At 50.9% G+C, this 22,794-nt stretch carries 20 protein-coding genes and 1 pseudogene; 8 read left to right on the forward strand and 13 right to left on the reverse strand.

The features are described from left to right. The first annotated feature begins 33 nt into the window (after positions 1 to 33). The gene (locus tag ACFVSO_RS08995; protein WP_387472362.1) at positions 34 to 1,470 is read left to right on the forward strand and encodes a four-carbon acid sugar kinase family protein; all 1,437 of its coding nucleotides are present in this window, start codon (positions 34 to 36) and stop codon (positions 1,468 to 1,470) included. A gap of 87 nt (positions 1,471 to 1,557) precedes the next feature. Next, positions 1,558 to 2,409: a class II fructose-bisphosphate aldolase gene (locus tag ACFVSO_RS09000; protein WP_387472364.1), complete on the forward strand. Its 852-nt coding sequence runs from the start codon at positions 1,558 to 1,560 to the stop codon at positions 2,407 to 2,409. Between the two features lie 34 nt (positions 2,410 to 2,443). Here the strand turns inward: ACFVSO_RS09000 and ACFVSO_RS09005 are convergent, their stop codons facing one another. Both ACFVSO_RS09005 and ACFVSO_RS09010 read right to left on the reverse strand, forming a co-directional pair. After that, a complete protein-coding gene (locus tag ACFVSO_RS09005) occupies positions 2,444 to 2,665 on the reverse strand; it encodes a hypothetical protein (RefSeq protein ID WP_387472366.1) in 222 nt (73 codons plus the stop codon). 184 nt (positions 2,666 to 2,849) lie between these two features. Then, positions 2,850 to 3,596 (reverse strand): IclR family transcriptional regulator, encoded by a 747-nt coding sequence (locus ACFVSO_RS09010; protein ID WP_387472368.1) that lies wholly within the window; start codon positions 3,594 to 3,596, stop codon positions 2,850 to 2,852. Positions 3,597 to 3,785: 189 nt separating this feature from the next. Between ACFVSO_RS09010 and ACFVSO_RS09015 the strand changes: the two genes are divergently transcribed. Beyond that, complete coding sequence (locus tag ACFVSO_RS09015; RefSeq protein WP_387472370.1) at positions 3,786 to 4,325, forward strand: histidine phosphatase family protein; 540 nt, start codon at positions 3,786 to 3,788, stop codon at positions 4,323 to 4,325. A 216-nt stretch (positions 4,326 to 4,541) separates the two neighbouring features. Here the strand turns inward: ACFVSO_RS09015 and ACFVSO_RS09020 are convergent, their stop codons facing one another. Beyond that, complete coding sequence (locus ACFVSO_RS09020; protein ID WP_387472372.1) at positions 4,542 to 5,114, reverse strand: hypothetical protein; 573 nt, start codon at positions 5,112 to 5,114, stop codon at positions 4,542 to 4,544. 352 nt (positions 5,115 to 5,466) lie between these two features. Between ACFVSO_RS09020 and ACFVSO_RS09025 the strand changes: the two genes are divergently transcribed. Then, positions 5,467 to 11,100 (forward strand): glycerophosphodiester phosphodiesterase family protein, encoded by a 5,634-nt coding sequence (locus ACFVSO_RS09025; protein ID WP_387472374.1) that lies wholly within the window; start codon positions 5,467 to 5,469, stop codon positions 11,098 to 11,100. Positions 11,101 to 11,163: 63 nt separating this feature from the next. On the opposite strand, the gene ACFVSO_RS09030 is transcribed toward ACFVSO_RS09025, so the two are convergent. From ACFVSO_RS09030 to ACFVSO_RS09060, 7 genes are all read right to left on the reverse strand, one after another. After that, positions 11,164 to 11,670, reverse strand: coding sequence for a DinB family protein (locus ACFVSO_RS09030; RefSeq protein ID WP_387472376.1), 507 nt, complete (start codon positions 11,668 to 11,670; stop codon positions 11,164 to 11,166). A 181-nt stretch (positions 11,671 to 11,851) separates the two neighbouring features. Beyond that, the gene (locus ACFVSO_RS09035) at positions 11,852 to 12,781 is read right to left on the reverse strand and encodes a VanW family protein (protein ID WP_387472379.1); all 930 of its coding nucleotides are present in this window, start codon (positions 12,779 to 12,781) and stop codon (positions 11,852 to 11,854) included. A 151-nt stretch (positions 12,782 to 12,932) separates the two neighbouring features. Then, positions 12,933 to 13,286 (reverse strand): hypothetical protein, encoded by a 354-nt coding sequence (locus tag ACFVSO_RS09040; protein WP_387472868.1) that lies wholly within the window; start codon positions 13,284 to 13,286, stop codon positions 12,933 to 12,935. A gap of 55 nt (positions 13,287 to 13,341) precedes the next feature. Next, positions 13,342 to 15,630, reverse strand: a complete 2,289-nt coding sequence (locus ACFVSO_RS09045; protein ID WP_387472381.1) for a right-handed parallel beta-helix repeat-containing protein — start codon at positions 15,628 to 15,630, stop codon at positions 13,342 to 13,344. Between the two features lie 154 nt (positions 15,631 to 15,784). Continuing rightward, the gene (locus ACFVSO_RS09050; protein WP_387472383.1) at positions 15,785 to 16,015 is read right to left on the reverse strand and encodes a hypothetical protein; all 231 of its coding nucleotides are present in this window, start codon (positions 16,013 to 16,015) and stop codon (positions 15,785 to 15,787) included. Between the two features lie 16 nt (positions 16,016 to 16,031). Then, positions 16,032 to 16,349, reverse strand: coding sequence for a hypothetical protein (locus ACFVSO_RS09055; protein WP_387472385.1), 318 nt, complete (start codon positions 16,347 to 16,349; stop codon positions 16,032 to 16,034). A gap of 31 nt (positions 16,350 to 16,380) precedes the next feature. Continuing rightward, positions 16,381 to 16,977, reverse strand: coding sequence for a hypothetical protein (locus tag ACFVSO_RS09060; protein WP_387472387.1), 597 nt, complete (start codon positions 16,975 to 16,977; stop codon positions 16,381 to 16,383). 363 nt (positions 16,978 to 17,340) lie between these two features. Between ACFVSO_RS09060 and ACFVSO_RS09065 the strand changes: the two genes are divergently transcribed. Continuing rightward, a complete protein-coding gene (locus ACFVSO_RS09065; protein WP_387472390.1) occupies positions 17,341 to 17,922 on the forward strand; it encodes a TetR/AcrR family transcriptional regulator in 582 nt (193 codons plus the stop codon). A 25-nt stretch (positions 17,923 to 17,947) separates the two neighbouring features. Continuing rightward, positions 17,948 to 19,150, forward strand: a complete 1,203-nt coding sequence (locus ACFVSO_RS09070; protein ID WP_387472393.1) for an MFS transporter — start codon at positions 17,948 to 17,950, stop codon at positions 19,148 to 19,150. Positions 19,151 to 19,252: 102 nt separating this feature from the next. On the opposite strand, the gene ACFVSO_RS09075 is transcribed toward ACFVSO_RS09070, so the two are convergent. The 3 genes and pseudogenes from ACFVSO_RS09075 to ACFVSO_RS09085 all read right to left on the reverse strand — a co-directional run bounded on the left by ACFVSO_RS09075 (position 19,253) and on the right by ACFVSO_RS09085 (position 20,438). Continuing rightward, the gene (locus ACFVSO_RS09075) at positions 19,253 to 19,699 is read right to left on the reverse strand and encodes a hypothetical protein (RefSeq protein WP_387472395.1); all 447 of its coding nucleotides are present in this window, start codon (positions 19,697 to 19,699) and stop codon (positions 19,253 to 19,255) included. 4 nt (positions 19,700 to 19,703) lie between these two features. Beyond that, positions 19,704 to 20,066: pseudogene (locus tag ACFVSO_RS09080) on the reverse strand (HAD family hydrolase); the annotation flags it as partial. A 15-nt stretch (positions 20,067 to 20,081) separates the two neighbouring features. After that, positions 20,082 to 20,438: an HAD family hydrolase gene (locus tag ACFVSO_RS09085; RefSeq protein WP_387472398.1), complete on the reverse strand. Its 357-nt coding sequence runs from the start codon at positions 20,436 to 20,438 to the stop codon at positions 20,082 to 20,084. A gap of 260 nt (positions 20,439 to 20,698) precedes the next feature. Between ACFVSO_RS09085 and ACFVSO_RS09090 the strand changes: the two genes are divergently transcribed. Together ACFVSO_RS09090 and pdxR are read left to right on the forward strand one after the other, a co-directional pair. Then, the gene (locus ACFVSO_RS09090; RefSeq protein WP_387472400.1) at positions 20,699 to 21,253 is read left to right on the forward strand and encodes a pyridoxamine 5'-phosphate oxidase family protein; all 555 of its coding nucleotides are present in this window, start codon (positions 20,699 to 20,701) and stop codon (positions 21,251 to 21,253) included. Between the two features lie 111 nt (positions 21,254 to 21,364). After that, positions 21,365 to 22,792 carry a MocR-like pyridoxine biosynthesis transcription factor PdxR gene (pdxR, locus tag ACFVSO_RS09095; protein WP_387472402.1) on the forward strand — a complete coding sequence of 476 codons (1,428 nt, stop codon included), beginning with the start codon at positions 21,365 to 21,367 and terminating at the stop codon, positions 22,790 to 22,792. The last annotated feature ends 2 nt before the right edge of the window (positions 22,793 to 22,794 follow it).

The raw sequence follows: 22,794 nt of genomic DNA on the forward strand, positions 1-22,794 counted from the left end.
CTCCCTAACTATAAATAAAAAGGTGTGAAACCTATGCATATTGGAAACCGATTGGCGAGAGACGTATTTGACCGCTTCCCTGCTGTCGACAGCAGGCAAGTGAATGAATGGCTTGAAGCGGAGCTGCAAAGCTTCGACCGGAAAATCATTGTGCTGGACGATGATCCGACCGGCGTTCAGACGGTACATGGCATCTCCGTGTATACGGATTGGTCGCTGGAGACGATGCTCCAAGGCTTTCGCGAGCAAGAATCGATGTTCTTCATCCTGACCAACTCGCGCGGCCTCATCGCAAGCGAGACGGAAACGGTTCACCGCGACATTGCCCGCCATGCGGCGGAGGCGTCCAAACAGCTTGGCGGCAAGCCTTATCTGATTGTGAGCCGCGGCGATTCCACGCTTCGGGGACATTATCCGCTGGAGACCGAGACGCTACGCCAGACTACGGAAGCGGCTTCCGGCATCCCGTTTGACGGCGAGGTCATTCTGCCCTTCTTCAAAGCGGGCGGACGTTATACGATCGACAACATCCATTACGTTCAATATGGCGAGGAACTGGTACCTGCGGGCGAAACGGAATTCGCTCGTGACCGCACCTTCGGATATACCGAGTCCGATTTGGGCCGATGGGTAGAAGAGAAGTCCGGCGGTGCATTCAAAGCTGCGGACACCACGTACGTCTCGCTAGACAGCCTGCGCGCCCTGCAAATCGGAGACATCGAGGAGCAGCTTATGAACGTAAGCGACTTTAATAAGGTCGTCGTCAATGCCGTCGACGACATCGACGTGAAGGTGTTCGCCATTGCGCTGGTACGTGCGATGAAGAATGGCAAGACGTTTATGTTCCGCACGGCTGCAGCCTTTACGAAAGTCATTGGCGGCGTAAGCGACAGACCGCTTCTGACGAAGGAAGAGGTTGTGGACGGCCAGCCAGGGACCGGCGGGCTGATCCTCGTCGGCTCGCATGTAAAGAAAACGACCGAGCAGCTTGAGCAGCTGAAAACATGCGATTTTGTAACCTTTATCGAATTTAATGTTCATTTAGTGACGCAACCGGAAGCATTCAAGTCAGAGATTGACCGCGTCATTGCCGAGACTGAAGCGGCGATTGCAACCGGCAAGACCGTTACGGTCTACACGCGCCGCGAGCGGCTGGATCTTGGCGAAGGGAAGCAAGAGGAAGAACTGCAGCAATCGGTGAAAATTTCGGATGCCGTCACCAGCATTGTGCAGCGGCTGAATGTACGGCCGAAGTACATTATTGCCAAAGGCGGCATTACATCCAGCGATATCGGCACCAAGGGATTGCGCGTACAGCGCGCTACAGTCGCCGGACAGATCCAGCCCGGCATTCCGGTCTGGATTACAGGAGACGAAAGCAAGTTCCCCGGGCTGTATTACGTTATCTTCCCGGGCAATGTAGGCTCGGCATCCACGCTGAAAGATACGGTAGAGCTGCTAGAGCGCTAATCCATCAGGACTGAAGACAAAACGCGGCGTGTGCGGACAACTGATGATGCTCTGCATACGCCGTTTTATTGGGGAAGGAGTTCAATCATGCTACTATCGACCAAAGACATCTTGCTGGCAGCACAACAAGAGAAAAAAGCTGTTGCCGCCTTTAACGTATTTAATCTGGAGACGGTGCAAGCTGCTGTGCGAGCGGCAGAGGAAGAGGATCGCCCCGTGATTATCGCGCTCGGCGAGCGTTACTTGCCTACCGTCGATCTGGAAGGTTTCGCCGCGCTGGCAATCGCTATCGCACGGAAGGCAACCGTTCCCGTCGCGCTTCATCTAGATCATGCCTACGAAAAGGAATCCATAGTCCGGGCAATCCGGTGCGGCTTCACGTCTGTCATGTATGACGGCTCCAAGTACGAACTAGAAGAAAATATTGCACGCACGAAAGAAATCGTAGAGCTTGCCCATATGGCAGGTGTATCCGTGGAAGCGGAGATCGGCTCCGTATCAAGAGGCGCTTACTCCGACGAAGAGGAAGGTGAGGGACGACTGACCGATCCCGCCGACGCCAAGCGTTTTGTCGAGGAGACTGGCGTTGACTTCCTGGCTGCGGCTATCGGCACGGTACACGGCATGTATACGGGCGAGCCCAAGATTGATCTGGAACTGCTCCGCAACATACAAGCATCGGTGCAGGTTCCGCTCGTGCTGCATGGCGGGTCTGGCACGCCCGATATGATTATTGCCCAGGCAATCGAAAGCGGCATATGCAAGGTGAACATCAATACCGAGGTATCCCTCGCCGCCGTGTCTCATCTGATCCAATTTGCCTCCACGGCTGAGCCGCAGCGTGCTCACCTGTCCACGATCATGGCGGATATGCAAGGCACAATCTTGCCGGTCATGAAGAAATTCGTAAAGCTGCTGGCCCAACAAAAGCAAGCATAGAACAGAGGATTGTGCCAAGTAGAGAAGCACTGGATTACAGCGGTTCAACTTTGCCATCATCCATTGGCAGATGAAGTTTGTCAGAAAGTTGAGAACGAACAAAAGAAAGAAGCCTTCCTTGAAATCGAAGTGTTTGACACTTCCAGTTCCAAGGAATGGCTTCTTTTTCTTTAACATTTGTTATGGCAGGAACAAACGGAGCAAGACCTATGCTGGAGAAGCGATAGCGTTCGCCTTTGTATTCGGATTCCACCATTAAACTCTAGTTCAGGGAATCTGAATTGGGCAGCGATCGGAAGTATTGGTCTTGAGCAGTTTGTGCTCAGCCATGGCATAATCTTTAAATTTGTGACATCGTCTTGCAATTAAAATAGAGCTGCGTATTAGTCAAAAAAGACTTTTAGACAGCTCTTGGTATTTCAGATGAATTCTGTCTCTGCTCAGCTCGATAACCCGCCCAGCTTGCACGAGATTTGCGAAGCGGCATCCCTTACCTGTTCGATCACAGCAGGAATTTCATCCTTGTTCAGCCGATGGATCGGACCTGCCGCCGACAGGCTCGCCACAATACGCTGCTGAGGATCAAGAATTGGAGCCGCTACGGCAAAAGCATCCGAATCGTATTCGCCCAGCGTGAAGCTATAGCCCTGCTGCCGGATCGTATCCAGCTCCTGATATAACGCTTCGGCTCCTTGCTCGCCTTCGGAGAACAGCTTGCACATCTCCTCGATAATCTTGTCGCTTTCGTAGGCGAGCAGCGTCTTGCCCGATGCGCCCAAATTAAGCGGGAGCACTCGCCCGTTCTCGATGGATAACCGGATCAGCCGCTTGCTCGTCACATTTTCGATGCAGATCGCCTTCGAGCCAGAGCGCACGAACAGTACGGTCGTCTCTCCTGTCGCGAACGTCAGCTCTTCCATGATCGGCCGGGCAATCGTCAGCAGGTCCTTCTCGATCTGCTGCGACAGGCTTCTGGCCAGATCGAAGATGCGCAGGCCAAGGCCAATCTGGCCTCTGCCCTTGCGCTCGACGAAGCCGTTTTTGATCAGCGTCTGAATGAATCGGTACGCCGTGCTGTCCGGTATACCCACCTTCTCGGCGATTTCGCTTACAGTGAGCGTCGAGCCGGACTCTGCCAATACGAATAATATATCGATTGCTCTTCCTAACGTCTGTGTCCCGTTCATATCAGCACCTCGGAGGTATGCTATACTTGGTCATTTATCGTGATCATTATATCATACACGCCATTCCCCGCGAGCTTTTGACATCGATCTTTTTTCCAGCCAAAGCAGAATCAGATTGGCCTGTACTTGTAGAAAAAGGAAAGGGCAGCCCTATGAAGAATACATAACGGGAGGGGAGGGAAATGGATCATGATTTATGTTGTCAGACACGGTCAGACGGATTGGAATAAGGAAGGCAGATTGCAAGGGCGCAACGGCTTACCGCTGAATGAGGCAGGCATTCGCCAAGCTGAGGAACTGAAGGAGCAGCTGGCCTCCGTTCGATTCGACCATGTCATTTCGTCGCCGCAGTCGCGGGCGATCCAGACCGCCGAGATTGCTTCCGGGCTTCCCGTGCATATCGACGAACGGCTCGATGTCTTCGACCTTGGGGAAGCGGATGGATTGAGGAAGAGCGAGGTGACGCTGGCGGGACCGGTCCCCGATGCCAGTATTTATAAGGGCGTGGAAGATATCCAGAGCTTCATGCAGCGGATATTCGCGTTCATGGGAGAGCTTGAAGCTCGTTATGGTCAAAGCGGCGTGAACATCCTCTTATCAGGTCACCGCTGTACGACTGGCAGTATCGGCGCTTATTTCGAAGGCGTGCCTGAGGACCGCAATATTTTGCGATATTCGTCGGACAATGGTGCATATAAAACGTACACCTTCCGATCCACAGCTTCTTGATCTTGATGCTCAAGTAAATTCCGCACATCCGAAGCGAGCCATTCACATCCATGCGATACCACAATCGGCTGCATAGGCTAACGACTTCCTTTAGTAGCTAGCCATGTAGTTGTCCTGGTACCTAGTCCCCTGAATAGAAACAGACAGGACTTCATAAACGCAAACAACCCGTCCCTTCTATTCAATAGAAGAAACAGGTTGTACTTTGTGCTGCTATCAGACTGTTTTGGAAGCCGCATGCCTCTCCCCGCCAAGCTCTGCCGCAGCTTTGCGATACCAGGCATAGTCCCATTTGCGATTCAAAAAATAATTGCTGTCGATCAGGACAGGGATGACCTCTGCCCCTTTGTACAACGTCCGATCCCCTACCTTCTCCACCCGAAAATGATAATGAAACCGGATCAGCCGGTACAGCAGCGGGTCCAGCAAAGCGATAGCGAACAGCTTCTGGCGCGTCTCCGCATAGTCGAACAAATTGTACATGAGCAGATCCAGTGCCGAGCTGGATCTGAATTCTCTCGCAATCGCGAATTTGTCGATCACAAATACTTGCCGGTGATAACGCTGGATACGATCAATTCCGCTGAAATCAAATACGCGGTGCAGCTCATCCGATCCCTGCGGATCATACGGCGCGAACTCCGCCGTACCTGCCGGCTTGCCGTCCACATAGAGCAAATACGAATCCCCTACCGCTTTCTCATGCTCAAATCCTTTTTCATCCCACACTTCCATCCACAAATTGTCGAACTTTCTCCGCTCACTCTCATTTTCTACACGTATGATCAATATCTCCCACCCTCGCTACTCTAGTAAGTGTTCTTAATAGAGAATTATAGCGCTTTTTCTCGGAAAATGCCAACTATTCTATCTTTTTCAACAAATTGTGGAGGATTCATGAATTTCGACTTCGGCTTTACAGATGTTTCACGCCTCGCAAATGCCCCCATAACATTCGTGGATTACATTGGATACGGGTGAACACCCCCTATAGGCAAGGGTACGAGATGGAGAGAAAACCCTTTTATGAATCGACAATGAATGCGTTCCGCAGATGCGCGATGCTTCCTGAACCGATGCGTAAAAGGGTTTTTTGCCGTGCTCAAATCTCTGCCAACCCAATGGAGAGGATGAGGAATTCATGAGACGAGCTTCAAAGCTGCTGTCCGCCATCATTTGCGTAACCTTGTTATGCGGATTGCTGCCGCCAGTGCAGTCGATAAGAGCGGAGGGCTACCCGATGACTGATCATCTGGTATCGGTTACAGACGGCAGCCAGGACGGCACGCTGGAGGAAGGAACGCAGCAGGAGATGGAACAGCCTTCCGAAGAAGGCGGCGATTCCGACCCGGCAGAGACGGAGGCTCCGGCGGAGGAAGAGAGAACCGACGGTTCGGAAGAGTCCGGCGAACCGAAAGAAGAAAATTCAGAGGAAGCTGCTGCACTCGCGGCTGCAGCGCCGCTGGAGCGCCAAGCTCTATCCGTTCCAAAAACCGATTACGCGCCTGTAATCGACGGTAAGCTCGACGATATGAATTGGAGCCTGGACCAGCCGATTGAGCGGCTGCCTGGCGGCGTGCTGCCGGCGGATGCGCCCGTTGCTCCGCTTGCGAGCTTCGGCGCCCTCTGGGATCAGCAATACTTATATGTAGGCGTGCGCATCGAAGACGATACGCCTCTTGCGCAGCAGTCCGGCTATTGGTTCGACCAGGACAGTGTCAGCCTGTTCGTCGATCCGACGCTGCACCGCTCCTCCCCATTCGCTGCGAGCGATATGCAAGCGGGATTCATCTTCCGCGAGCAATCCGCGACACCGCAATTCAACTTCGGCGCTGCCCTCTCGAATCATGCGGGCAAGGATGACAAGGGCATCATGCGCGCCATGAGCAAGACGGACAGCGGCTGGGAGCTGGAAGTCGCGATCAGCTGGGAGCTGCTGCAATTCGACCCGCAGCTCTCCCGAGAGCTGGGGCTGGAGATCAGCGTCACCGACCGATTCGGCGAGGACACCACGATGCAGCGTTCCGCTTATTGGAGCGCATACGAATCATCGTCCTTCTGGAACGATACGAGCGGCTATGGCACGCTGACGTTAAGCGATGACATTGCAGCCGGACCGGCCGATCCGATCTTGCTGCAAGAAAGCTTTGACAGCGTACCGGATGGACAGCTCCCGGCAGGCTGGATCTCCGATGTGAATACGGGCAGTCCTCCATTCGGCGTCAGCAACGGCAGGCTTGAGCTGAAGGGCAACGCTTCCGGCGCACAATCCCGAGTGACCGCTCCTGTACAATGGGACAATTACACGGTCGAAGCCGAGCTGCAATTCCATAACGTGCTGAATGCGGCGAGATGGGCATCGCTCATCTTCCGCGGAACAACGGAAGGCAAGCAGCCTTACAACCAAATGGCGATCCGCCAGAACGGCAGCTATGAGGTCGCATACCGCAAGCCGGATAACGCCTGGTCCGTTATCGCTTCCGGCCTGTGGCAGCCGATGGCGCTGAATGAAAGCTATACGATGAAGGTTCGCGTATTCGGCGACAACGTCAAGGAATATATCAAGCCAGCTGGCGCGGACGAATATGTCCTGCTCGTCGACCGGAGCTTCTCCCAGGATTTGCTGAAGCGAGGCAAAGTCGGCTTTCAGGTAGACCAGGCCCATGCATCCTTCGATAATCTGGTCGTCACGCGCCTTACAGCGGAGACCATCAGCTTGTCGCTGCCGCCGCAGCTTGAAGCATTGAGCGGGCCTGTGGCCTTCACCGCTGCTGTCGACTACTCGGACGGCATTAGCGAACCGGTGGAGGCCGCGAAGCTGAAGCTGTATTCCTCCGACGAGAGCGTCCTGAAGGTGGTCGGCGGGCAGCTTTACCCTATCCGTGAAGGCGCAGCAACCCTTACAGCGATCTATGCCAATACGGAGGCCACCTATGAAGTAAGCGTAAGCGCGTCGCAGACTGGCGCGAAAGTAGTATCGATGAAGCATGAGCAAGGCTATGAGCTGGCAACGGTCGGCACACCTGCAGAGCTGGCGAAGTGGTCCTTCCAGGCAGAGCGCAGCGACTTCACATCCGGTACTGTTCAAGGCAGCGAACTGGAGTGGACGGTTGAAGGCGATGGAGTCGAGATCGCAGACGGGAAGCTGCTTGTGAAGAGCAGCGGCGTGCATCGGGTAACCGGCTCCATTGACGGTGTCTCCATCACATTGCTGGTCGTAGCGAAGAAGCAGGACGAAACAAGCTACGTGCTTTATGAAAACAACTTCGATCAGCTTGCAGACGGATCAATGCCAGAGGGCTGGACCCGCAAGGAAGGCACGACAGCTTCCCGCGCAACGGTGAGAGACGGCGCATTCGAGCTTCATGCATCCGCAGCGCCCGACAATCCTTCGCGCGTAGTGCTCCCGGATTATCTGGGCCTGTTCGGCGACTATAAGATCGAAGCCGATGTCACCCATCTAAGCGCGAATGATACGGCAAGATGGCACTCCATCATGTTCCGCATTCAGAATGGAGATTATCCGTACTACCAAATGGCCGTCCGTCAAGACGCCACTGCTGCGAACGGCGTGGAATTCGCCGAGCGGAATCCAGCGAACGGCTGGTCCATTCTGGACAAAGGCCCATTCAAAGAGCGGATCGACGCCAGCAAAATGTATCATTATACCGTCGTAGCAAAAGGAAATCGCGTGCAGGAATGGATTAACGATTCACTAATCGTCGATACCGATTCTGCCATAGCTTATGCCAAAGGCCCAATCGGACTTCAATCCAATGGAAGCGTCATGCGAGTCGATAATGTAAGAGTTACGCTCCAGCTGGAGGAATTGCCTCCCATGCCGGCTGACCGGTTCGCCAATGTACACGAGCCGGACACAAAAATCGTCATGGGGCCGACCATCGTAACAGAGCTGGCAAATTCAGAGGGGCTTGCTCTGTTGTCCGGTCCTGCGACTCCGGCGACTGTCATCCTTCATGTAGACGAGAAGCTGAATGTCGTGGCTCCATCTAATCTGAATAACGTTCTATCGGATGTTCCGTCGATGATGGAGCTAATTGAGGGCAAGATCATCCCGGCCTTCTACGTCCATTCGGAAAAAGCGGCGGACGCAGTAGCTGCCTATGCCGAAGCAAACGGCCTGGAGGATGCGTTCGTCATCTCTGATCATGGGGAGTGGATTGCCCGCGTGAGAGCTGCTGTCCCGATGCTGCGCGGCATTCTGGACTTCAGTTCGGTAGCCGTAACGAAGGATTCACTGCTCGATATCCGCAGAGCGACGACCATCAGCGGCTCCAAGATCGCCATCCTGCCGCAAGCGGCAGCAACGAAAGAGCATGTCGAATACTTGCAGCAGCGTACCATCGTCGTGTGGACGAAGGAGAAAGCTGCAAGCGCCGACCGCTCGCTTGCTATGCATGAGCTGATTGCGACCGGCACGAACGGCATTCTGACCGGAGCGCCGCAAGCCGCTTTTGACGCGCTTGCCGTCTACAACAACGCAACGACGCTAATCCGCAAGCCGTATATTATTGGCCATCGCGGCATGCCGTCGAAGTCGCCGGAGAATACCATCGAAAGCAACCTGATGGCCTACGAGAACGGCGCCGATTATATCGAAAATGATATGTATGTGACATCCGACGACCATCTGGTCATTATCCATGATTCCGTCTTGCAGAATACAACGAACGGAACCGGCAACGTAGAGAGCTTTACACTTGAGGAAATTAAGAAGCTGAACGCCAACAAGCCGTACCCGAACGGCTTCCCGGACGTCAAGGTGCCAACGCTGGTTGAGCAGATCGAGCTGGCCAGAGAGAAAGGCATTATGGTATATGCCGAGATCAAGACGGCCAATCCAAGAGCGGTCGACGTCCTCGTGAAGGTGATCGAGGAACAGAACGCTGAAGACCTGATCAACGTCATGGCCTTCCACTCTTCGCAGCTGCGGCTATTCTCAGAGAAGCTCCCAGGCATGCCTGTAGGCTTACTTGTCGGCAGCGGCACGGAGACCGACATCAACGTCGGCAAAGCGCTGCGCGATACGATTCGTACTACCCAGTCGCTAAATGCGACCTATAATGCAGGCTTTATCGGTATGGGGCCAGCCTATATGGAGGCGTCCAAGCATCGCGGCATCATTATCTCACCTTGGACCATCAACGGACTGGCAGACTACACCGATTTCTTCCTTCGTGGAGTTTTCGGCATTACGACCGATTACGCTTATTATTCCGCAGACTGGAACGTCGCTCTGAAAGCGAAGGAACAAAGCTATACCCTGAAACGAAATGAGGAGCTGACGCTGACGGCACTGGCAGAGGCATATAATCGCACTAGCCATGAAGTTGTGCCGGAGATCGTATGGCTGCAAGGACAGGACTTGTTCGATACGACAGGCAACACAATGAAGGCTCAAAAGTCTGGTACAGCCTCGCTGCTGCTCCGCTATACGACGCATCTGGACAGCGGAGAAGCGTATGATCTCTACACCGCACCTATTCGTATCACTGTTCAATCTTCCGGCAACGGCGGTGATGGCGGTGGACAGACTGGTGAAGAGACAGGTACAGACGGTTGCGAGGTTCTGCCTTCAGCAGGCGCTTCCGTGAACCTTACGGTTTCAGAAGCTGGAGCCGCTTGCGATCAAGCGGTGCGCGAAGCGCTTCAGTCCGCTGCAAGCGTAAATGTTCAATTCAAAGGGGACACTTGGCAAGTAGCTGCAGACGCATGGACGGAGTCGTCCCGCTCGAAAAACGGCACATTATCCGTAAGCAACGAATGGGCAACTTACCGTATCCCGGCAGCCGTATGGAATCCGAAGCTGTGGGAATTCATCTCCGGCGCCGACCTAAACTCACTTCAAGTTCGCTTCACGATTAAGAAAGCATCGAATGATGAAGAAGCGGCCGCGCTGAAAGCTGTGCAGCAAGCTGGAGGCAAGCTGCTGAGCGAGGTTATCTCCTTCGAGATCGAGCTTGTGGATCAGGCCGGCAAGGTCTGGCCTGTACCGCTCGGGACGGCATACGCGACCCGCGATATTATGTTCAAGCCGTCAGGCGACGCTAAGCATACAACCGCGCTGCAATTCGTACCAAGCACAGGCGAGCTGCTATTTGTCCCATCCCGCTTCACATTCGAGGGAGACAAGGCAACCGCCCATATGAAACGCAACGGCAACAGCATCTACCTGATCGCTTCCTATGACAAGTCCTTCTCGGATGCTTACGGCCACTGGGCGCAGCAGGATATTGAGCTTGCGGCCAACAAAGGACTGATCAATGGTGTCAGCAGCGATCAGTTCCTGCCTGAACGCAGCATTACACGCGCAGAATTCGCATCCATGCTGGTACGGGCGCTTGGTCTTGCCGACAGCACAGCCGGCAGCTCGTTCACAGATGTACCGTCTGACCGCTGGTATGCGCGTGATGTTGCCGCAGCGGTGAAGGCCGGCGTGATTAAAGGCTACGGGGACAGAACCTTCCGTCCAGACCAACAGATCACAAGAGAAGATCAAGCTGCTATGCTGGTTCGCGCGCTAGCCTATGCCGGCGCTACTATCCCGGCAGTCGATCAAGCGGATCAGCTCCTGCAAGGGCAATTCAAGGACGCACACAACATTGTATGGGCGCATGAAGAGCTTGCCGCAGCTGTGAAGCTCGGTCTGTTGAAAGGCATGCAAGGCGACGTCCTTCAGGCTGACCGCCACTCGACAAGAGCACAATCCGCCGCTTTGCTCATTCGATTCCTGACGATAGCAGCATTCATCTAATTCCTATTACGAAGGGGCAGCCCGACAGGTCGTTTATGACCTCTCGGACTGCCCCTTTCTTGATTAGAGATGGGCTTTTAGCTTCTTAATTTGCTCGGCATGCCGCTGCTCATGCATATACAAGAGCTCAATCCACTGATCAAGCGGCAAATCTCCGAAGCGAGGATGATTCACAGCGATCTCCTTTAGAATAGCTTCATCTTCAATCTTCACAAGCACCTCCAGCAATTGCTGTCTAGATCCGTCAAGCAGCCAAATGAGCTCCGTCACATGAAAAGGTCCTTCATCCGGCTCGGCTATCTCCGGCGCCCTGTATTTCACAGCTTGATCCAGCACGACCTCAACAGCCTTTCGTCCGGCATCGGATATAGGCTTCCGCTTCAGTCCGAATACAATCGCTTTGGTGAACAAGACTTCCGTCTTCCATAGATGATGACAAATCTGCCCGATGCTCCAGGCATCCTCTACTGCGAACCGATTGAATTCATTTTCGTTGAGGGAAGAGATTTCTTGCAATAAATACGCTCTGGCTGCACTTAGATCATGTTGATAGCGTTGGATCAGCTCCATATGAATGCCTCCCATGACAATGATCATCTCAAATCCTATTATATAACAAGGTATTAAGACTTGGTACTAAATATGACTTGTGATGAAGCCAGCAAATAATCGCTGACAAAAAAGGAGGTCCAGGGCGTAAGCCCCGAACCTCCTTCCTATATCTCTGAACCGGTTTGTGAAAGGATATATCCTATTCCACGATGACACTCCGATCATCCATCCTCACTTCTTCGGGCAGCTTCCGTGATGCGCCAGGCACTTCCCGAGGCTGAAGCTCCAGAAGCTCCGATGAATAGATAGAGATGCTGACAGCTCCCGCATTGGCATATGCGCGAATCAGGATCGGCTGGTCATAGCGGTTCTCGAAGACAAAGTCCGGCCCATACCAGCTAACCGTCGCATCGCGTCCGGCGGGTACATAATGAACTCTTCGGCTGTGGGAAAACCGCTCGACGATCGTCAGTCCCGCCCGGTCAACGGCGTTGAACAACGTCGAGGAAATTTGGCAGATGCCGCCTCCAATATCTTCATACATCTCGCCTCGGACAATGACCGGTGCGCGAAGATATCCCTTCTCCTTCGTCCTCATGCCGACGGTCCCATTGAATGAAAACCGCTCGCCCGGAAAAACAACATGGTTATTGATCGCCATCGCTGCCAGCGCGATATTGGCAGAACGATTGCGATTGCGGCTATTGTAAAACGTCGTGTATTGTCCGATCTGCCTAACCTTGATGCCAGAGAGCACCTCGCTATCGACGCGGGGATAGATGCGGCGCAGCGGAACTTCCAGCCTAAGCGGTTCACCCTCCAGCATATAGCCGTAGAACAATCGCTTGAACGCATTGCGCTCCAGCTTGAGCCCCGGCTTCTCGGGCACGATACGCCCCGCTCCATCCAATGTCGCATTCACCGGGTCGCGCTCCACCTTGGCTGCAATGGTATCCATCAGCTTGTTCAGCCGCTCCTCGTTCACAAGCGGTCCGACCGGCAGCGGATACGAATAATCGGACATGAACACATCGTCCTTCACAACTTCCCCACGAGATTCGATGGTCAGATTCGGATATACCCATTGATGCAGCGCGATCAGAACGGCAAGCAGCCCATTCCATCCCATATTCGTCCAACTCCCGATTCTATAAGGTAACCGGATTAGTATGCGATAGTTGCAGCCGCTCCATTCTTCGCGATGTGCTTTTTTTGCACACACAACTAAAGGGCATCCTCTTCCGCATCAAAGCGGTTCGGGATGCCCTTGGCCCTTATCGTTACCTCTTATCAATCTGTAATAACGTCACATGTTTCGTCACATACGTGTCCTTCAGCTGGTCCTCCGTAATCACCTTCAGCTTAAGCAGGCTGGCAATCCGAGATAAGTCGGGCTTGGATAGTAGCCGCCACAATTGCAGATCGGGAAGCGCCTCCGATAGACGCGTATCATCATATTCCTTCCGCTCCTGCTTCACCAGCTTTACCTGGAAGTTGCCGACTGTCGTTTCGGTTACGCCTTGCTCTTCGTAGTACGCCAATATTTCATTGCGCAGCTCCTGAAGCTCTTGCTCAATCTCCTTTTGCTTGCTCTTAAGCTGAAAATAACGGCCCACTTGACGATTCACCCTGATCACGCTCCTCTAACGCCATTTATATGCGCCAGGAGATGCATCTAGCATCAAGACGTTATCGTGTATCCGTCTGCGTCTTCCCGCTTGCCGGAATCGCGCTCGCGCTTGGGCTGACGAGCTCATTTTGAGAAACGGCATCGTTCTCTTTAAGCGCGAGCTTCGCATTGGTCAGCTTGTTGTTCTCTATCGTATAGGCAGGCGCACCTGTGCCCGCATAGGATGTGGAGATGCCGATCACCGGAATATTGGTGATGATCTCGTTCCCGCGAATAACGGCAGCCAAGATATCATGTCTGTCATTCCGCTTCCAATAATCATTCAGCTTAATGATTTCAATCTTCTCTGATGTCAGCGCGTTGCCCGTAATCACATTATTTTCGATCAACACATTTTTGGCCGACTGCACGCTGATCGCTTGCGTATTGCCCAGCAAGTTGAAGGTGGAGTTCTTTACCGTCAGATCCAGCTTCGCATGATCGGCAGAGATGCCGGTCCAGGCTGATTTACTCAGGTTGAAGGTGCACTGATCGAACACATACTTCCCGGCAAGGCTGACTCCGATTGCGCCATGACTCGCTCCCTCCACTCCCGAAAACTCACAATTGTTATAAGTCGCAGGAGGCAGTGATACACCATAGGTGGAATTGAAACCGCGCACCTTCAAATTGTTAATGACGCTTCCTGGCTCAATGCCTCCGGTCACGGTCCGAAGCGCGGACTCACCCGTAATCGTAATATTGTCGAGCCGCAGCTTTTTGCCCCACAAAGCGAGTCCGGACTCCAGCTTCTTATCTTTGCTTGTAATGGAGACATTCGAAACTTTGATGCCGAATGCGTCTTTTGAGGAAAGCGACAGCACGGAATCCGTCATCGTCATCCCGTCAATCGTCACATTCGTGCCGATAAAGGAAGCAAGCGCCCGGTCCACCCGGTTGCCGATAAACGTAGCGTTATGATACGCCAGTATGCGCGCCCCGTCGAAATGATTATTTTGAATAACGGCGCCTTCGAACGGTTCCGATATGGCAAGTCCAATGACGCCTTTGGACCGTAACCGATTGCCCTCCACCAGCGCTCCCGCGCCGTCGTACAGAATCAGATCGTAGGAAGCATTACTGTGAAAGTCGTTGTCTTTAATATAAATATTGCTGTTGAAGTGCCCGTTATAATGGTAACCGCCCTCCACATCGATGCCGGATTGAGGCAGCGTCCCCTTCATATGATGCAGCTCGTTGTTCTGGATGAGTACCCGGTCGGCGCCGCCTACCGTAATTCCCTGCCTCCGGTTATAAGCAAACTCTGAGTTTTTCACTACGATATCGGAGCTGACGGTGCGGCTCCACAGCTCAATGTAAGCCTCTTTGCTATCTGCTTTTTGGAAAATAAGATGAACGCTCGCGGCTTTGTCCGGAATAGGAATCGTCTCCCGCACCTTCTTGCCCTTCACCAGCTCCACGAATTTGCCGGACTTGTCCAAAAACACCAGGTCGAACGTGCCAGGCAGCTTAATATTGTTCGTAATCTCGAATTTCTTCTGCGATTGTAGCAGGGCGTGGCTGAGGCTGATCGGCTGCTTCGTTCTAATCTTTTGCTTATTCGCGACAGCCTTCCCTTTATCATTATATTCTCCTGATACGAAGCTGGCGGCGTACAAGTCCATAATAAGCTTGCCGTGCCCGCCGATCATCAGGCCATCCCCTGTAAATTCTGTCGCCTTCACCCCGTCGATGGTAACGGCGTTCGCGCCTTCTATCGTAATACCGTAGCCGCTCTCATGCGTGCCGGCAGAATGCACGCTGTCCTTCTTCTTATAATTATGCGTCTCCTTGTCTCCTTTGTAGCTGCCGCCTCTTAGCACGACATTTTCGACTCCGACTCCGATATAGAACGTATGGTAAAATTCCTTTTCATTCGTCTCTTTCTGAATGACGACATCGTTCGGAAGATCGAGGATCAGGTTGCTCACCATGTTAATATAACTGTTTTTGTCTATAAGATAAGTGCCCTTTGGCAGAGTGACCGCGTGTACTTTATTTTTGTTCGCCCATTGCAGCGCTTTGTTAATGCCTTTCGTCGTCTCAATAGGCTTCGTCCCGTCGTTGTGGATGCCCCACTTCTTCAAATCAATCACTTGCGGCGTCAGCTTCTCATCGGCAAGCGCGGCTCCCTTTGGCAGTTCGCCCTGCACGACCGCGTGATTAGCCTTGCTCGAATCACTCGACGCAGCTGCTGCAACCAAATGGGCATTAGACGCAAGCCCGCGCGTGAACCACGCACCCGCTCCAGCCTGAGTCCATAGCGAAACCTGTATCGCAATGAGCACGCTCCAAACTATCCATTTCATTGTAATCCTCCCAGCTTGACGGTATATTTTATCAGAATAGACATAACCGTCCACATTAACTATAGCAGGATCATCGTTCTTGATAAAGAACATATAGACCTAATTTTATGGGAGGCTGAATCATGAATCACTCATGATTCAGCTATGACTTTCCCTAATTGTCCTTCTCATTGCCTCGTTTGAAATTCCCTGTAGCCTTAGCCATAATAAGCTGGGCTTCCTTATGTTCTTTGCCCTCAATCGCTTTCAAAAACTTTTCGCTCGCCTTGCCTGACAGAATCGTGACTTGTCTCCCTTGCCAGTCAATAAATACCTTGTTGTCTTTGCTCGTTTTGTAAGTGAACACTTCTTCGCTAAGTCTATCTCGTTTGTCGATGCTGCCCATTTGAACGCCGCCATTCTTATTGGTTGAAAAACATAGTTAGTATGCCGAGTGCCCGGATTTCGGTTTTCTCGCCGTCTTCGAAGGTGATATTGCGCCTATACTCCGTATAAAACCCCGTATTTGTCGTCTTCCCAGATTTGTTCGTAATGATTTTCTCCGTGTTGTCTATGATTTGTTTGCATGCTCTCAGGTTGCCGTCATACGTACAATAAATGCCGTGCTCCCTCTCCAGCCAACTCGTAAACCTGGGATCTGCATTACCAGGGTTCGTGATCCCTAATATAATGAATGCGACCATAATAACGCCAAAGGTTAATTTCACTTTTCTGTTCATTTTTCCTCCGCTCGATGGTAGTAACGCCGGATCAATGCTCAAACCATCTTTTCATTTGTTCTCTTACGGCATCTGCTATCTTATTGTCTCTCTTGCCAATCCATCTGTATAGAGGTCCATCTATAAAGTCATGAAGGTATTCTACTGATTTATCAAGACTTGTTACAAGCTCTTTATAATGATATTTAATTGGCAAAAAACCCTTGCTTATGCATGCCTCCGGATCATCTGGCCAAACCAAAGCTTTATCTCCTTCATATGTAACACTCGGAAAAGGGTCATGCCCTAGCCATGGACTTTGTTTATTCCTAATCGAATGGACAATATCCGAAATCTTTTCCAAGCCACAACAACAGCTCGGCAGAATAAAGCTCTGCTCATCTTGAAAAAAAGCAATCCCCCCAGAAATAGCAACTTCCTCTTCCTTTAATAATTCATTGAACGACTTCTGGAATGACTGATTAACAGGGATATGATTGAAACCAAATAAAAGGATAAGAAATAATTCAACATCATGTTCATTGGATTCAGAGGACAAACAAATAAACTCTTTTCGTATGATTTCGTTGGTCATCCATTCAGGTTGATCATAGTAAGGGTCCATAACTACTGGTTTTGTGTATGACATTCAACCATTCTCCTTCTAATGCCCATCACTTGTTAAAAAACATATTCAAAATCCCGACAGCATGGATATTGACGGATTCTCCGTTCCTGCCCAGCTTCCCTCCCTCCCCCGGTTGGACATATCCTGTATCCCCCTCGGCCTCGTCTTCCTATTTATTGTAAACGAAGCCCGCCATTGCCTCCACACTTTTCGCCCAAAATGAATGATTGCTGCCTCTTATGGACAGCGGCCTACGCGTCATTCATGAACATTCACCGATTAGGGCATCATTTGGTCATGACCAAGCATTTTCCAGTTGCGAAACATGGTTTTATTTGTTAAGATAACTGACGAACGTTCGTTAATTATTTGGGGGCGGTAAGCATGAAAAGTGATGAAATTAAGGAGGCAGCACTTAAGTACTTCACCATCCATGGTTATGAAGGGGCATCCTTATCCCAGATTGCCGATGAAGTAGGCATGAAGAAGCAATCGATTTACGCCCATTTTAAAGGCAAAGACGATTTATTTATGCAAGTGTTGCGGGATGCCAAGGAGACCGAGCTATCATCCAAGCTTGATTATTTCAGCGAGCTTGACGCGCAGCATCCGGAGAAGGATCTGTACGGATTTCTGAAGCTGACCATTGATTTGTTCCAGAAGAATGAGCAATTAAAGTTTTGGCTGCGCATGTCCTTTTTCCCGCCGGCTCATCTGGTGAAAGACGTCAGCGAGGAAGTCATGGATATTGAAAATAAAGTTCAAGCGATTCTGGAGAACAAATTCAAGGAATGGCTTGAAGCCGATGCCATTGTCGGCATGAATGCCAAATCCGTGACGCTGGCTTTCACAGGAGTCGTGGATACGATCTTGATCGAGCTTGTATATGGCAATGATGAGCAGCGGCCGAAGGATAAGCTGGAGGCATGCTGGTCTGTGTTCTGGAGGGGCATCTCACATCACTGATTCTGACACAATGAGGTAGAGAAAGATGAAGAAGAGTATCAATCAACAAAAAGCAGTCTTAATCATACTGCTCAGCAACATTTTTATCGCTTTTCTAGGTATTGGACTTGTCATACCCGTCATGCCGTCCATTATGACAACGATGGATTTGTCGGGCAAAACAATGGGCTACTTGGTTGCCGTATTCGCAGTCGCACAACTCCTGATGTCGCCGATCGCCGGACGCTGGGTTGACCGTATCGGTCGCAAAAAAATGATCGTCATCGGCTTATTCATATTCGCCGTTTCGGAACTGATTTTTGGTTTAGGCACTCATGTCTATTTGTTATACTTTTCAAGGATTCTTGGAGGTATTAGCGCCGCATTCATCATGCCAGCCGTTACGGCATACATTGCGGATGTGACGACCATCGAAGACCGTCCGCAAGCGATGGGCTACTTGTCCGCAGCCATCAGCACCGGATTCATCATAGGCCCCGGCATTGGCGGCTTCATTGCGGAATACGGGATTCGGCTGCCGTTCTTTTTTGCGGCGGGAATTGCGTTCCTGGCTTGTATCATGTCATTCTTCATCTTGAAAGAGACACTCACCAAAGAGCAGATTGCAGAATACTCGACTCAGGCTAATCCATCCAGCTTTCTGGGCGATATGAGAAGATCGCTAAAGCCGGTTTTCTTTATCGCATTTCTGATCGTATTTGTACTCGCCTTCGGCTTGTCCGCTTATGAAACAATCTTCAGCCTGTTCTCTGATCACAAGTTCGGCTTCTCGCCCAAGGATATCGCTGCCATTATTACAATAAGCGCGATCTTCGGCGTCATTGTTCAGGTCTTCATGTTCGGCAAGATGGTAGAGAAAATGGGTGAAAAGAAACTGATCCAGCTCTGCCTGATCGCAGGCGTTATCCTGGCCGTTCTATCCACGATGGTGTCCGGTTTCTGGATGGTGTTAGGTGTGACGTGTCTGATCTTCCTCGCCTTCGACTTGCTGCGCCCGGCATTGACATCCTACTTGTCCAAGGCAGCTGGCAAAGAGCAAGGCTATGTCGCAGGTATGAACTCCACGTACACGAGCCTCGGCAATATCGTCGGTCCGGCTATGGGCGGATTGCTGTTCGATATCAATATCAACTATCCGTATCTCTTCTCTGCCGCCGTGATGTTCGTCGGTCTGGCGATAACAGTATGGTGGAAGGAAAAGCAGATGTCTGCGGGATTTGCGGAGTAAAGCTTATGGGGGTGTCCTTTTGGGACAGCTTCTAGTGAATAGATGAGACCTTCCTTTGGATGCATACAGCGCATTCGAAGGAAGGCTTTTTGTATGTCCTTATTATTGAGAACTGCCAGACTCTTGCCCAACAACCTGCTCCGTTACAATCCTGAATTGTGTAATGGAGCCAACCAGGTCGATTACCTCGTCTTTAGACATTCCTTTGGTATCGATCTGAAACGCTCCCGATATCTTCTGTGATTCATTGCTTTTCACAGGGGTATTCACTTCTAATGTAATATTACGCTCGACTAACCGTTCCAAAATCTCCTTCGAAATAACGGGCTTCACCGATAAGACGACTACCGATTTCCCGAGCCTGTTCCACACATCAAAAGAATAAGATACACGTGTATTATCTGGGTTATCGCCGCCTAGCGAAGTGGAAATCATGTTAACGACAATGCCATCTTCAACAACCTTATCTTTCTCTCCCGAATTCGTGCAGCCGATCAAAGCTGCGAACATCAATAGACATACAAAAACAAACGTAAGTTTCCTCGTCACTTTATTACGACTCCTTCCTTTCTTGATGATTTGTTGCAAGCAACCTCAGAAGCTCGGGCAGTTCTTTGATCACACCATATGAGAGGCCATCAGCAGGCACAGGCCTCTCCGTCTCATTTAGCCATACAGCTTTCATGCCTAGTTCGGCAGGACCCGCCACATCGTTCCTCCAATTATCGCCGACAAATAGGGTTTCATGAGGCTCCACGGAGAAGTAATCTAGAGCTGATTGATAGATGAGCGGGTGGGGCTTCTCTATCCCGATTTGTTCGGAGATGAAGATGCTCTCTTTTGGGAAAAACACATCATATCCTAATGCCTCGATCTTATTGTACTGCCAGCTGGCCGTCCCGTTGGTTACAATACCTAGATGATAGCTGCCTCATAATAGTTGCAAGGTTTTTGTAATTTCCTCGTTCGGCTTGATATGAATTCTGCTGAATGTCTTGTATCGATCTTCAAAAGTGAGCGCGAATTCTGGAGCAATCTCCCTGCCATGGTCTCGCAATGTACGGGTAATTCTCTCGATTCGATATTGTTCCACCGTAATTTCCTGCCGCAGATACAACTGCTCCAGATCCAAATCGTGCTTCCTGTATGCTTCAAATAGCTCATCGGTATTCAAGTCCCTGGTTTCCCGAAAATAACGAAAAGCATCCTTCGCGCTCGCTTCCCAATAATCACAAAAGTAGACTAGCGTATCGTCCAGATCAAATAATACCAGTTGGAAGTTACTCATTAACATACTCCGATCTTTTTTCATACTAAATTGTGGATATAATTGTCAATCACTCAAACCCAATATATCATTCCTTTTGTGCTAAGCATAGCTAATTAAAAGCTTTCGCTTTTTCCGAGGGCCTTCGTTCATTCTACATCGATATGGATTGCTCGAAACTCATTATTTTGGATATAGCAAACCATCATAAATCAGCTAGGATAGACTCATAACTATAAAATTTATGTATTCATTTAGCAGAAGAAAGGAAACCACTCCCTATGAGAACCATGATTCATTCACAAAGAAACTGCGAGGATCAGGAAAAGATTGATCATTTCCTGACGAATACCCGTACTGGCTTATTAGGCTTGGCAGACGGACCTCAACCGTACGTCGTGCCTTTGAATTACGTCTGGTGGAACAAATGTATTTACTTTCATGGTCTAAGCAGCGGCAGAAAGATTTCCGTTATCCGGCAAAATCATAACGCTTGTTTTACTGTATTCGAAGAGTTTGGAACCGTAACAGATCCCGTCCCCGCGAAAACAGATACGGCCTACATGAGTGTCATGCTATTCGGAATCGTGGAAAAGGTCGAACAACTGGATGACTCGACAAGTGTTCTTCAACAATTTTTGAACAAGTACGTACCCGGTTATTATGACCGCCCGTTATCGAAGGTTCATGTGGATAAATACCGCTCCTCACTTGATCATCAAGCCGTATCTGTATACCGCATGCGTCCACACACGATAACAGCGAAAGAAAATCCGATTGACGAGCAAAACATGTTTGATTCGGGAAGATCGGTTTCCAATTGCCCGGCACACTAATTTCAGAGGCAATCCGTTTGATCTTGCTTCCAAATTGCAGAAGAGGCACTCTATGTGATAGGATTCGTACAATCTATCATTTACACGAGTTCCATTGGAGGGGGCAGCCCAATGCTATCATTCAACCGTGACGACAACCGTCCTATATGGCAGCAATTGCTGGATCAAGCTATCCAAAACATTAAGACGGGAAAGTGGCCGCCAGGCGAGCTGCTGATTCCTTCTCGCGAGCTTGCCCAGCTAGTAGGGGTATCACGTTCGACGATCCAGATTGTATACGAGGAGTTATATAGCCGTGGATATACGATCACTTCGCGTCGGGGCGGTACAAGAGTGAGTGATTGGACGTTCCGTCCTCATTCCTCCGAGTCTGTCACTCCTCAGGGGCCGCTTCAACCCGAGTTGCCTGCTTTAAATGCAACTGCAAGCCACTTGCAGAACTGGCTCCGCGGCAAAGAGAATACCTATGCTGATATTAACTTCAACCCTCATGAGCCTTATTTGGATGACCAATTCCATAAGCAATGGCGGCAATCCTATATACAAACCTCGTCCGTACCTGACTTGACTCAATGGTCATATGGCAACGCCTACGGTTATGAGCCGCTGCGCGAGCAAATTCAAAGCTACTTGTCGCTTGCGCGTGGCGTCCATGTACAGATCGACCAAATCCTATTAACTTCAGGGGCTCAGCATAGTCTTGATCTAATCGCTCAAGCGCTCTTACAAGAAGGCGATACGGTTTCAGTAGAAGATCCCGGCTTTCCTGCTGCCTGGATGGCGATGAAGTACCGGGGCATGGAGGTCAATCCCGTACCTGTCGATGAGCATGGTCTGCAAGTTGATCATATTGACCACTGTTCCAAGCTGGTCTTTGTTACCCCGTCGCATCAATGTGCGACGGGTGTCATTATGTCGGAACCGCGCAGGCAGCAATTGCTTCATCTGGCGGCACAACGCCCTTTTTGGATTATTGAGGATGATTATGACAGCGAATTCCGCTATCGCGGCGATCCGCTTCCGACTTTGTTCAGCCAGTTGCCGCAAAATACGCTGTACATGATGAGTTTTTCCAAGATGGTCGCCCCCGGTGTTCGGCTATCCGCGATTGTTGGTCCTAAGGCGGCCATTCGCCAGATAGCCCAAGTACAGGAGCTGGTGTATCGGCATCTTCCGATTATGGAGCAAGTTACACTTGCTCATTTTATCGAGCACGGCCACTTTATTCGCCACATGCGCAGAGTCCGCAATGTATACCGGCGCCGGCATGAAGCGATGACGAAAGCAATCGCCGCAACCGATCTGGGTCAACGCTTTACGCTAAGCGGCGTAGAAACGGGGCTGCACATGCTGCTTGAAGCCGAGGCGTCCTTCGACGAAGAAGCTGTCGCGAATCAAGCGCTCCAGCATGGGGTTCGGGTTTATCCGCTTAGCACGTATTGCCTGGAAAGCAATCGCAAGGGATGGGTGCTCGGCTTTGCAAAAGTAGATGAAGCCGCCATAGAAGAAGGCATTTATCGCCTCTCGGAGATGCTTTAAGT

This window comes from Paenibacillus sp. NPDC057967 (assembly GCF_042887015.1).
In the GTDB taxonomy this organism is placed as follows: Bacteria; Bacillota; Bacilli; order Paenibacillales; family Paenibacillaceae; genus Pristimantibacillus.

Coding starts and splice junctions, on each gene's coding strand:
- ACFVSO_RS09085 (WP_387472398.1), bottom strand. CDS start 20,438: ATGAGTAACTTCCAACTGGTATTATTTGATCTGGACGATACGCTAGTC.
- ACFVSO_RS09050 (WP_387472383.1), bottom strand. CDS start 16,015: ATGGGCAGCATCGACAAACGAGATAGACTTAGCGAAGAAGTGTTCACT.
- ACFVSO_RS09060 (WP_387472387.1), bottom strand. CDS start 16,977: ATGTCATACACAAAACCAGTAGTTATGGACCCTTACTATGATCAACCT.
- ACFVSO_RS09030 (WP_387472376.1), bottom strand. CDS start 11,670: ATGGAGCTGATCCAACGCTATCAACATGATCTAAGTGCAGCCAGAGCG.
- ACFVSO_RS09015 (WP_387472370.1), top strand. CDS start 3,786: ATGATTTATGTTGTCAGACACGGTCAGACGGATTGGAATAAGGAAGGC.
- ACFVSO_RS09070 (WP_387472393.1), top strand. CDS start 17,948: ATGAAGAAGAGTATCAATCAACAAAAAGCAGTCTTAATCATACTGCTC.
- ACFVSO_RS09025 (WP_387472374.1), top strand. CDS start 5,467: ATGAGACGAGCTTCAAAGCTGCTGTCCGCCATCATTTGCGTAACCTTG.
- ACFVSO_RS09035 (WP_387472379.1), bottom strand. CDS start 12,781: ATGGGATGGAATGGGCTGCTTGCCGTTCTGATCGCGCTGCATCAATGG.
- ACFVSO_RS09005 (WP_387472366.1), bottom strand. CDS start 2,665: ATGGTGGAATCCGAATACAAAGGCGAACGCTATCGCTTCTCCAGCATA.
- ACFVSO_RS09090 (WP_387472400.1), top strand. CDS start 20,699: ATGAGAACCATGATTCATTCACAAAGAAACTGCGAGGATCAGGAAAAG.
- pdxR (WP_387472402.1), top strand. CDS start 21,365: ATGCTATCATTCAACCGTGACGACAACCGTCCTATATGGCAGCAATTG.
- ACFVSO_RS08995 (WP_387472362.1), top strand. CDS start 34: ATGCATATTGGAAACCGATTGGCGAGAGACGTATTTGACCGCTTCCCT.
- ACFVSO_RS09065 (WP_387472390.1), top strand. CDS start 17,341: ATGAAAAGTGATGAAATTAAGGAGGCAGCACTTAAGTACTTCACCATC.
- ACFVSO_RS09055 (WP_387472385.1), bottom strand. CDS start 16,349: ATGAACAGAAAAGTGAAATTAACCTTTGGCGTTATTATGGTCGCATTC.
- ACFVSO_RS09010 (WP_387472368.1), bottom strand. CDS start 3,596: ATGAACGGGACACAGACGTTAGGAAGAGCAATCGATATATTATTCGTA.
- ACFVSO_RS09000 (WP_387472364.1), top strand. CDS start 1,558: ATGCTACTATCGACCAAAGACATCTTGCTGGCAGCACAACAAGAGAAA.
- ACFVSO_RS09045 (WP_387472381.1), bottom strand. CDS start 15,630: ATGAAATGGATAGTTTGGAGCGTGCTCATTGCGATACAGGTTTCGCTA.